The organism is Leptospira bandrabouensis (assembly GCF_004770905.1).
GTDB classification, from domain to species: domain Bacteria; phylum Spirochaetota; class Leptospiria; order Leptospirales; family Leptospiraceae; genus Leptospira_A; species Leptospira_A bandrabouensis.
On record NZ_RQHT01000013.1, the window covers coordinates 51,964 to 62,657 of the forward strand.

Annotated in this window: 9 protein-coding genes; 4 read left to right on the forward strand and 5 right to left on the reverse strand. The window is 35.7% G+C overall.

Features of this window, described 5'->3' with window-relative positions:
* The first annotated feature begins 7 nt into the window (after window positions 1-7).
* Window positions 8-547 carry a TetR/AcrR family transcriptional regulator gene (locus EHR07_RS07050; RefSeq protein WP_100728392.1) on the forward strand — a complete coding sequence of 180 codons (540 nt, stop codon included), beginning with the start codon at window positions 8-10 and terminating at the stop codon, window positions 545-547.
* 252 nt (window positions 548-799) lie between these two features.
* The gene (locus tag EHR07_RS07055; protein WP_100728391.1) at window positions 800-2,542 is read left to right on the forward strand and encodes a PAS domain-containing sensor histidine kinase; all 1,743 of its coding nucleotides are present in this window, start codon (window positions 800-802) and stop codon (window positions 2,540-2,542) included.
* Here EHR07_RS07055 and EHR07_RS07060 read toward each other — a convergent pair.
* The 4 genes from EHR07_RS07060 to EHR07_RS07075 all read right to left on the reverse strand — a co-directional run bounded on the left by EHR07_RS07060 (window position 2,529) and on the right by EHR07_RS07075 (window position 6,803).
* Entirely contained in the window at window positions 2,529-3,404 is an 876-nt protein-coding gene (locus EHR07_RS07060; protein WP_135744442.1) for an efflux RND transporter periplasmic adaptor subunit, read from the reverse strand. The genes EHR07_RS07055 and EHR07_RS07060 overlap by 14 nt on opposite strands.
* A 1-nt stretch (window position 3,405) precedes the next feature.
* A complete protein-coding gene (locus tag EHR07_RS07065) occupies window positions 3,406-5,706 on the reverse strand; it encodes an FtsX-like permease family protein (RefSeq protein ID WP_207767049.1) in 2,301 nt (766 codons plus the stop codon).
* A 44-nt stretch (window positions 5,707-5,750) separates the two neighbouring features.
* The gene (locus tag EHR07_RS07070; protein WP_100728389.1) at window positions 5,751-6,464 is read right to left on the reverse strand and encodes an ABC transporter ATP-binding protein; all 714 of its coding nucleotides are present in this window, start codon (window positions 6,462-6,464) and stop codon (window positions 5,751-5,753) included.
* 102 nt (window positions 6,465-6,566) lie between these two features.
* Window positions 6,567-6,803: a DUF167 domain-containing protein gene (locus EHR07_RS07075; RefSeq protein WP_135744443.1), complete on the reverse strand. Its 237-nt coding sequence runs from the start codon at window positions 6,801-6,803 to the stop codon at window positions 6,567-6,569.
* An 81-nt stretch (window positions 6,804-6,884) separates the two neighbouring features.
* Here EHR07_RS07075 and EHR07_RS07080 point away from each other — a divergent pair, with 81 nt between their 5' ends.
* Window positions 6,885-7,556, forward strand: a complete 672-nt coding sequence (locus EHR07_RS07080; RefSeq protein ID WP_135744444.1) for a hypothetical protein — start codon at window positions 6,885-6,887, stop codon at window positions 7,554-7,556.
* A 335-nt stretch (window positions 7,557-7,891) separates the two neighbouring features.
* Window positions 7,892-9,982: an ammonium transporter gene (gene amt, locus EHR07_RS07085; protein ID WP_135744445.1), complete on the forward strand. Its 2,091-nt coding sequence runs from the start codon at window positions 7,892-7,894 to the stop codon at window positions 9,980-9,982.
* Window positions 9,983-10,057: 75 nt separating this feature from the next.
* On the opposite strand, the gene EHR07_RS07090 is transcribed toward amt, so the two are convergent.
* Window positions 10,058-10,690 (reverse strand): MORN repeat-containing protein, encoded by a 633-nt coding sequence (locus tag EHR07_RS07090; RefSeq protein WP_135744446.1) that lies wholly within the window; start codon window positions 10,688-10,690, stop codon window positions 10,058-10,060.
* Between the last annotated feature and the right edge of the window lie 4 nt (window positions 10,691-10,694).

Genomic DNA, 10,694 nt, shown 5'->3' on the forward strand with positions numbered 1-10,694 from the left:
GATTAAAATGAAAGAAAAAATTATACAAACCGCTTTGAAAATTTGCGAAAAACAAGGATATGAATCCTTTAGTATGCGTAAATTAGCCGCAAAATTGAATTTAGATCCAATGGCAGTTTACCATTACTTTCGAAATAAAGAAGAACTTACGAAGGCAATGGTGGAACAAATTTTTAATCGATTCCAAGAGGAAATTGTAGTTTCCGAGAGAAGTCCTAGGACAAATCTGAAAAAGGTTTTGATAGCTTATTGGAATTTATTTGTCGAATATCCAGGGATGTCTTTATTTTTAGTTAAAAATTCTCATGAAGGATTCCCATCTGTTATATCATTAAATGAAAAACTTCAAAACATCTTTTTAAAATCATTTCCCGAGTCTGATGTTAATATCATTTTAAATGTAATTATTGATTTTATTCACGGCAATGCATTGGCCTCTGCTTCGCTTTTTTCCAAAGTGAAAAATAACGAAACAAAAATCATATCAAATCAGAAGGAATTTGAAAGTTCGTTATCTTATCTTCTGGACCAATTCTCAAAAAAATAGTAGTTTTCAGTGTTCCAGGGACCTGTGGTGATAGATGACTCACTTTATAGGGTAGGGATATCCATATTTACCACCTAATCCTTGTTTTGAGGCCATTACTTTTTCTTAGTAAATTTCTTTAACAAATTTCCATTTGTAGTTGATTAAATTACATTGGGAAAAACAGTTAAATTAGACTCTCTGATTCTCCTATTCAAAATGAACATTGATCCTCGAACAGTCGTATTTATTAACATCATAGGATGTATATTAATGTCAGGAGGGCTCTGGTTTGCAGCTAGAGGGTATTTCCAAAAACTCAGGTTTGTGAAAGATTGGTCGATCGCTACATTGCTTCAAGCCTTCGGTTGGATAGTCATGGGTGCTTTAAGAGGTGTTATTCCAGAATGGCTTTCGATTAGTGCTGGAAACTCGCTCATTTTGCTTTCATTGGTATATTATAATAACATAATTCTTTCAATGTTTGATAAAAAGCTTATGTGGCGATCTGGAGTTTTTTCAGTAATCCTTGTATTTATTTTACTTGCATTACACCAATTTTCTGACATTGCACCTAAGTATAGAATTTCTTTGATTTCGTTAGCCGCTAGTTTACAACTTCTGCTTTCTGGTAAAACCATTCTATATGCCTATCAAAAGTCACGATTGACCTCACGATTTTCTGCTATATTCTATTTATCATGTGGGATATTTCTGTTTCTCCGATTTTTTTATTATACCTTTGCCGATGTTTCTGTTGACCAGATTGCCTTTGGAAAAGGTCCTATTCAAGATATTACTTATTTATTTTTTTACATAACTTCAGTGATGATGACATTCGGATTTCTGATGATGTGTATTGATATTTTCATCAAAAGCGAAGAAGAAAGTGAACAGAAATACCGTTTGCTTGCGGAAAACACAACAGATGTTATTTGGGTTCTAAATCTAGAAGAACAAAAATATTTGTATGTTAGTCAGTCGATTTTTAATATTACTGGTTTTACTTCTGAGGAAACAATCCACCGTTCCTTAAAAGACACATTTACTCCAACTTCATTAAAGTATATATTTGATATCCTCCCAGAACGTATCCAAGAATATAAAGACACTGGCGAAAGAAAACCATACAGTGACGAAGTAGAACAATATTGTAAGGATGGTTCTACAATATGGATAGAAGCAAATACTGCATTCCAAAGGAATCCCAACGGCACTATTAATGTGCTTGGTGTTTCAAGAAATATTGATCAAAGGAAAAAGGCAGAAATTCAAAAGGATAAGTTTTACTCTGAATTACAGCTACTAAATCATACTAAGGATAAGTTTTTTTCCATTATTGCACATGATTTAAAAGGTCCCATTGGAGGAATGAATACTTTTGCAGGTATGATTTTAGAGGACTTAGACACACGTCCTATCAAACGAACGAAAAATGATTTAAGTATTCTTTTCCAATCTTCTGGTGAAGTTTATGCTCTTTTAGAAAATCTTCTCACTTGGGCTAGGTCACAAACTGGTGAGATAGCTTTTTTCCCAGAGGAAATATCTTTGTATCATTCCATCGAATCTTCCATTGCTTCCGTATCATTTTCGATTCAAAATAAATCGATAGTTCTAAAGAACTTCGTAGATCCTAACTCAAAAGTTTATGCTGATGAAAAGATGATTGAAACTGTTCTTAGAAATTTAATTTCAAATGCTATAAAATATTCCAATCCTGGTGGTGAAATTCAAATCTTTTCAAAATCCATTGGTGATGATTTAGAAATATGCATAGCTGATTTTGGAACTGGAATTTCAACTGAAATTCAAAACAAGTTATTTCGAATCGATGCAAAACAAACTAGTATGCCGGGAACTCTTGGAGAAAGAGGGACTGCATTAGGTTTAATATTGTGTAGAGAGTTTATAGAGAGACACGGAGGAATGATTCGTGTTGAAAGCGAATTAGGTAAGGGATCTAAATTTTACTTCACCTTACCTAAAGAATCGAGTGTGCTTATTCGGGCATAACTTTGGTTCCGTTCTCAACGGTATCACCTGGATATAAAATAACAGATTCTCCAACGGAGAGTCCGCTTTTGATCATACTAATACCTTCACTTTGATGTTCTACTTCAACAAATCGTAATTTTGCTTTTTTCTTTTCCACAGTAAACACAGCCCATTTCCCATCTTCACGAAACAAAGCAGAAGTTGGGATTACTATTGCATTTGGTTTTTCAAACAAGATAATTTTGCATTCTAATTCATAACCATCTCCAATTCCGGGAGGTGGATTGAATTCAATAAATATAGGAACACGTTGTTCTTCTACCCCAAGTGATGAAATTTTTGTTATCGCAGAAGGTTCAATGATAGAAACTTGCCCTTCCAACGTATGTTCACCAAATCCGGTGATTAGGACTTTATCCTTTTTGTCTAAGTCAGGCATATCCTCTGATAATACAAATGCCGATACATCAATTTTGGAAACATCTCCGTAGTCCAAGATACGTTCACCCATAATGACTGGTCCTGCACTTTCACGGTAAACTTTCAAAATTTGACCATTCGCACTTGCTTTTACAGTTTTTACGATGTCCCAATCAATTGTAAGAAGAGTCATACCTCTTGAAACTTTGTCACCTGCATGTAACTCTACTCTACGCATAACTCCGTTTACAGGAGAATAGGCAGTATAAAGTTCTTTGACTTTTGTTTTACCTTGAACGGATAAAATTTGCCTATATACATCTTGTTTGACAATGGATATTTCCACTGGTTTTGGATCTTTTTTTAAAATTAAAAATGTAAACCCTAAAAATAGAATCACACCAATGGCTATTTTTGCATTTTTTGTTTGAATCAACTCTAAGATATTTTCTTTTGTCATATCATTCTCTCACCTTGAGTACACTTAATAAATCCATTGTTTTTAATTTTCGATATACAATGATAAAACTAATCCCTGCTGTAAATAACGCTAGAAGGATTGAATAATAGTAAGTGGAAGGATAAATAACAACAGGGATTTTGAATCCTTCCGTTTCATTGACATTTAAAATAAGATTGGCAACTTTGTTTCCGAAAAAACATCCTATTGGTATGGCAACAAGTATCTGCCATGTTAGCTCCCAAGCAATAATTTCAAAAACTTCTTTTAAACTAAAACCAAGTATCCGTAAACTACCTAGCTCGTATATTCGTTCAGATAAAGTAATCATTGCCGTATTGTATATGACGCCAATGGAAATAATAATTGTAAATATTAAAATCACAATGGATGTCGATTGAAGAGATCTTTGTAACACTTCTTTAAACGCAGTAAGAATGGCAGTTTTGGAAAATAGACCAATGACGATTGGGTTGTCTTTAAATTCTTCGATTAAGTTTTTATCTTCTAAGGAATCAGTCTTTAATAGTGCGAGATTAATCAAACTTCCTTCATCTAACATCCGATTGAGATTGTTACGATTGATAAAAACTCCCTGACCTAAAATTTCATTGGCAAAGGCTGAAACAGTAACCTGAATTTTTCTTTTTTCACCATCAAGTGTTTCAATTAAAATGGTCTCTCCTATTTGAATTCCCATTCTATTGGCAAGTTCAGTATTCATCATGATTCCAAATACGGGAATATCAATTGGATCCAAATCGTGGTTTAGGATTCGTCTTAAATCAGATCCTTCCGATATACCTGTTAAAATCGTATCTTTTGATTTTCTATCCTTTATGATTTTAATGGGAATGGAGCGTTGTCCCTCTGCTATAAAAACACCCTTTTTTTCTTTTAATTCAAATAAAATAGAATCTTCCACAGGTATTCTAAATACTAAAGTGAGTGTTTCTCTTTGGATTGTATTAAATTGTAAATCTAACAAAGTACCAACGGTATCTTGTATAAAATTTCCAATGATCATAATCATGATTGATGTAGACAAACCCAAAATTGTGAGCGCAGTCCTTGTTGGACGTTTGAAGAGATTTCGCAGAACCATCCTTTGTATTGTTCTAAGATTGGTAATCCATGTTTCCCAAAAGGAAATGGTATATGTGCCCGGCGGAGCAGGGCGCATAGCTTGTGCTGGATCCAATTTGATAATGCTACGTAATGAGACAATGGTTCCGATTCCGCCAATGAGAATGCCAAAACTAAAACTAAAGAAAGCAAGTATGGGTGGAAAGATTGGAATCAATTGTGGGAATTTATAAAATCTTCCATACAAATCAGTCATCGCGTTTCCTAAATAATACCCAACAATGACACCTAAAATACTGCTTATGGCGGTGATAAAACTAATCAGTTTAAGGTAATGTATTGCTACGTCTTTTGAAGTATAACCAAGCGCTCGTAAGGTTGCGATTTGCTCCCTTTCTTTAGAAATCATGCGATTTGAAATAATGTGTAATAAAAAAGCCGCTATAGCTAGAAAAATCCCAGGTAAAAAAACAGCAGTAGTTCTTAATTGCCTAAACTCATCACTCAAAAAAGAATCAGAAGGCAATAGTTTTCTTTCTTTTGCTCCTAAACCACCAAACTCATCTAACAAAGCATCAAGATCACGCATTGTGCGTAACCTCTCTTCTCCTTCTGATGCGAAATGAAAAATAACTTGATTGAATGCTCCTTCGAAGTTAAAATTCGTTTCCATAGCTTCACGTTTCATCCAAATGATACCGTAATGTTTATCGTCTGGCATTGGATTCCCTGGTCGAAAAACATAAACAAATTCTGGAGACAATCCAACGCCTGTTACCTGTAAATAAACGCGTTTCCCGCCAATGATAGATGACAAGACGGAACCCGGTTCCAATTGATTCGCATTAGCAAAGTTTTCACTAATCACAACATCTTGGTTTTGTTTTGGTAAAAAACCTTTTTTTAAGTACAGGGTGTTCGTATGTTCGGGTAATGATATCAGTTGAGCTGCAGATGGATATACCTCATTTTCAAAATCTAAAACTATTTCTTTTGAGATTCTAGTTTCAAAATCTGAAATACCAGGTAGTGCTGCAATTTTGGATTCAAGATAAGAGGGTGCGCGATTTAAATAAACAAATCCTTCGCATAAATTTTGTTTACTATAAAAATTTAATTTTGCCTCCATCAATGAAAAATAGGCAGCCCAAGATGCAGAAAAATAACTGATTCCGGCAGCAATGACAAGGCCCACAGTCAATCCCTGCATCGACATGGACTTTAAATCTCTAAGTAATTTTAGATTTAAGGTTTTTCCGATCACCAACTAACCTCTGTCACTGGCTTTTTGTGATGGTTTAAAGAATCGGAAACTATTGTTCCATCCTTCACTAAAATAATGCGATCGGCAATCTGCGCAATGGATTCATTATGAGTAATGACAACAGTAGTCGTTCCTAAATCTTGATTTATGCCTGTGATGGCTTCCAAAACTATCCTTCCTGTTTTAAAATCCAATGCACCCGTGGGTTCGTCACAAAGAAGCAATTCTGGTCTTTTGGCTATGGCTCTGGCAATCGCAACACGTTGTTGTTCTCCTCCCGAAAGTTGAGCTGGGAAATGATTTTTTCTATCTGCTAATTTGACGAGCGTAAGGGCTTCGAGAGGGGTCATGGATTTGTCTGATAAATCTGTCACCAAGCGTACGTTTTCTTCTGCTGTAAGGCTTGGAATTAAATTATAAAATTGAAATACAAATCCTACGTGGTTACGTCTGTATCTAGTTAATCCTTCGTCGTTTTCTAATGCTAAAGTTTTTCCGTGAAATAATACTTCGCCAGTAGTTGCCGTATCTAATCCTCCTAAGATGTTGAGGAGAGTTGATTTTCCTGAACCGGAAGCACCTAACATTACTGTTAGTTCGCCTTCATTAAATTTGACATTGACTGAATGGAGGGCTACAAGTGGCACTTCTCCCACTTGGTACGTTTTCCCGAGATTTTTCGTTTCCAGAAGGGTATTGGGTTTTTTCATTTTAAAGGTACCATGAGTGCAAAAAGAACTCTTGATTTTACAAATATAAGATTTTGATTAGAATCTGTGAACTGAAAATTCGAACTTCTTGTATGAATCTATTTATCTTTCGAGGTCTCGCGGTAGGACCGAGACCAATTTTGATTTTGACGAGAGGCCTGAGAGGATCGTTATATTCTTTTTGGGAACATGAAAGTGTTTGGAAAGTAATAAAACAAGTTCTTCGTTTGCCTTCCCATCCACAGGTGGAGATTTCAGCCGAGCGATACAATCGGTTTCCGAAATAAATTCTAATCCTGGTTGTTTGTTATTTGGTTTTACTTTAACAGTTAATTTCATAAATTATTGGTATATAGTTTCCTGATTTGGAACTAGTTTAGTTCTATCGGTCATATACAAATAGAAAAGGACATAACATTGATGAAACTTTCTAAATCATCTTTCTCTTTTGCTACTTATTTTTTTCTTTTATTGATGGTTGTATTTATGACAACTTTGTCTACTCTTCTTGTTATCAATTCTTTTGACGATTGGGAATATCGAAATTTTTTCTGCGATGAAACCATTCGAAATTCCAAAGAGTCCCGTCTAGTTTCTGGTATTGTTTCGAGCGAAAATACTGCTGATCCAGAATCTGGATTTGTCATTTATAATGTTGAATACCAATCGAGACGTAACCACTGGAATTTATACCAAGTATCTGTCGGAAATTTTTTCTTAATTTTGGAAGACCAGAAACATATTTCCGTTTATAATGAATCAGGAATTTCTAATCATAATTTTGAGAACAAAGAAAGAACATTTCAAAAACGGAAGCAACCATCCGAACCCAGTCTTCGTATGATTGGAGTCAAACCAGGCGATACAGTAACAGTAGTCTTTGATAAAACACAGTCCTTATCAAATGAAATTGGAATTTCGGCTAGTGCTGTTTATGCCGGTTCAACAATTGATCTTTGTCATGAAGAGACTTCAAACGCCTTGACTGCATTAGGTGGTGCGTTTGCTTTTGGGTTCATTGCAATAGGTCTAACTTACGTTTTCTGGAAAGAATCTCTTCATTTATTAAAAAAATATAAAAAGAAAAAGTAAATTTTCTTTTTATGCGCCTCGAGTTTGTTTGGTGAAAGATGTATTATGTAATCACGATCCCGCTCTTCGCTCCAATCTTTCCCTTTGGGAATGGATTTCCGCTTCGATCGGCACTTCGTCGCACTCAGCGTAAATGACGCGGGGAATAAATTACAGGCAAGTTGCTTATATTATAAACAAAATATATATTTTTAGAACGAGTAGTTTGTTTTTTAAAATGATTGTTAGGTGAGATTGTTTAGAATTCGACTTGCTCATCTGAAAATAATGGTAACTATCTCTTAGGATCAGGTCCATTTAAGTTTGTATAATGGAATTTGAATTTGAGGGTAGGGATGTCGGTTCAAAAAAGTCTGTTGGATATTTTATGGGTACTAGTTTGTTCGGGTCTTGTATTGATGATGCAAGGTGGTTTTTTAGTTTTAGAGTCTGGTTTGACTCGTGCAAAAAATTCGATTAACGTAGCAATTAAAAACATCGCTGACTTTGGAGTGGCGACACTTTTATTTTATTTGTTTGGATTTGGGATAATGTTTGGTTCTTCCTTTTATGGGATATTTGGAACTAGTTTATTTTTACCAACCTTTCCAAAAGACAATGCTTGGCCTCCCACATTCTTTTTATTTCAACTGATGTTTTGCGGTACTGCATCTACCATTGTTTCTGGTGCTGTTGCTGAACGTTTAAAATTTCCCTCGTATCTACTTGCTACTGCCCTTATCTCTGGAATCATTTATCCAATCGTTGGTCATTGGGTTTGGGGTGGTACTTTTATGGAAACCTCTCTTGGTTGGTTAGAACAACTTGGTTTTCATGACTTTGCTGGATCTACTCAGGTTCATAGTGTGGGAGGTTGGGTATCATTGGCCCTTCTAATGGTTGTAGGCCCTAGACTTGGCAGATTTACCGAAGGGGAACCTTCTAAATCAGTGACTGGTAGCAACTTACCTTTAGCAATGTTAGGTGGTATTATTTTGTGGTTTGGTTGGATGGGTTTTAATGGAGGAAGTACACTTGCCTTCAATGGATCAGTCCCTATTGTGATTTTAAATACAATTATCGCTTCTGGATTTTCGATGATGGTGGCTTTATTTTTAACTTGGTTTGTGAAAGGGTATCCTGAGGCAATTTCACCACTAAACGGATCTTTGGCGGGACTAGTTGCTATTACTGCCAGTGCTGACTGTGTGGAACCTGCGCAAGCTGCGATTATTGGAATGATGTCTGGTGGGCTCACCATCCCTGCAGAGAAATTATTAGAAAGATGGAAAATCGATGATGCAGTAGGAGCTGTTCCCGTACATTTAGTAGGTGGTCTTTGGGGTACATTTGCTGTTGGGATTTTTGGAGACATGGAAAAACTCGGAGCAACCAGTGGAAGAGGGGACTTTATCCTGATCCAACTTTTAGGTGCTTTTGTTGTAGGAATATTTGCCTTCGGTGTATCATACATACTCTTCAAAGGAATCAATCGGTTTTACCACCTTCGTGTTGATGAAACTGAAGAACGAATAGGTTTAAATATCTCAGAACATAAAGCCACCACAGAACTGATCGATTTATTTTTATCTATGGACTACCAACATAAAACTGGAGACTTAGCTCTTGATGTTCCTGTCGAACCGTTTACGGAAGTGGGTCAAATTGCAGAAAGGTATAATTTAGTATTAAGTAAGGTGCGTTCTACTCTTAAAGAAAATGAAGAATCACGTATTGAAATTGCCAATGCCTATGAAAAAGTACGAAATGAACAAGAACGTGCCGAAAAACTATTGTTAAATGTTCTCCCCAAGGCAATTGCGGAAGAATTAAAAGAAAAACAAGGTTTAATCGCTAATAGTTATCCAGAAGTATCTGTATTGTTTGCGGATATAGTAGGATTTACACAAATTTCGTCCGGTATGAGACCAGAAGCTGTAGTTCGCATCCTAAATGAAATTTTTTCTTATTTTGATGTATTAGCCGAAAAGTATCGTTTAGAAAAAATCAAAACAATTGGGGATGCTTATATGGCAGTGGCTGGTTTACCAGCACCCGACCAATATCATTCTTTACTTGCGACACATATGGCTTGGGATATGAAATCTTTATTGTCGCGATTAAAACTTGGTAAAAGTGGATCTAGACTTAGTATGCGTATTGGTATCAATACAGGTCCAGTGGTGGCAGGAGTCATCGGGACCAAAAAATTTATTTACGATATTTGGGGCGATGCTGTAAACCTTGCGTCGCGTATGGAATCACATGGCCTACCAAATGAAATTCAAATTACAGAATCTACTGCAAACCTGATTCGATCCGACTTTGCCTTGGAAGATCGGGGAGAAATTGAAGTGAAAGGAAAAGGAAAAATCAAAACCTTCCTCGTCAAACAAAGAATACGCGAACCAGAAGTCAGTTTGCCTTATTTCCAGTTTGCAACTTAAAAGAGAATGCAGAATTTTTCAATTAACAAAAAATCTATAAAGAATATATAGAATTTGAATTAAAATCTAAAATAATTAATTTCCTTGAAAGACGTCATTTTTCCAGGTCCCGGAGTTTACTATTTCACCAGAAGGAGAAAGCAGAGTTCCTTTGCCGTTTCTTTTTCCATTTTTCCAATTCCCAATATAACGTGATTGGTCATCGTAAATGTAAATTCCTTCACCGTTGATTACGATCCCTCGGTTGTATTCTCCAATTAAAATTAATTTATTAGGTAGAGTTAACGTACACTTACCTTGTGGTTCCCCATCAACAAAAAAACCGGCTATTTTTGTTCCATCGGACCAAACATAATATCCTTCGCCATGTTTTACATTTCTTCTGAAGTTACCTTCGTAAAAAGCGCCATCAGCATAATAGATTTTGCCTTTCCCACTTTTTTCCCCTCTATGCCAGTATCCCTCATATTTTTCACCACTTATATGTTTCAGAATTCCGTAATCGTGAAATCTATGATTTAGGAAGCCACCGGCATAATAAGTTCCATCTTTTAACTCTAATACTCCAAATCCAGTATCACAATCACCGGATGTACACTTTGCTCGGTTATAAGTGACATAAAGAGCGAGTATAACTAAAGTTGCAGCGATACCTAATGTAGCAAAAATTAGGTGTCTTCTATTGAGAGGGAGCTTGAAGCGTTTCATTTTG

Coding starts and splice junctions, on each gene's coding strand:
- EHR07_RS07050 (WP_100728392.1), top strand. CDS start 8: ATGAAAGAAAAAATTATACAAACCGCTTTGAAAATTTGCGAAAAACAA.
- EHR07_RS07055 (WP_100728391.1), top strand. CDS start 800: ATGTCAGGAGGGCTCTGGTTTGCAGCTAGAGGGTATTTCCAAAAACTC.
- EHR07_RS07060 (WP_135744442.1), bottom strand. CDS start 3,404: ATGACAAAAGAAAATATCTTAGAGTTGATTCAAACAAAAAATGCAAAA.
- EHR07_RS07065 (WP_207767049.1), bottom strand. CDS start 5,706: ATGTCGATGCAGGGATTGACTGTGGGCCTTGTCATTGCTGCCGGAATC.
- EHR07_RS07070 (WP_100728389.1), bottom strand. CDS start 6,464: ATGAAAAAACCCAATACCCTTCTGGAAACGAAAAATCTCGGGAAAACG.
- EHR07_RS07075 (WP_135744443.1), bottom strand. CDS start 6,803: ATGAAATTAACTGTTAAAGTAAAACCAAATAACAAACAACCAGGATTA.
- EHR07_RS07080 (WP_135744444.1), top strand. CDS start 6,885: ATGAAACTTTCTAAATCATCTTTCTCTTTTGCTACTTATTTTTTTCTT.
- amt (WP_135744445.1), top strand. CDS start 7,892: ATGTCGGTTCAAAAAAGTCTGTTGGATATTTTATGGGTACTAGTTTGT.
- EHR07_RS07090 (WP_135744446.1), bottom strand. CDS start 10,690: ATGAAACGCTTCAAGCTCCCTCTCAATAGAAGACACCTAATTTTTGCT.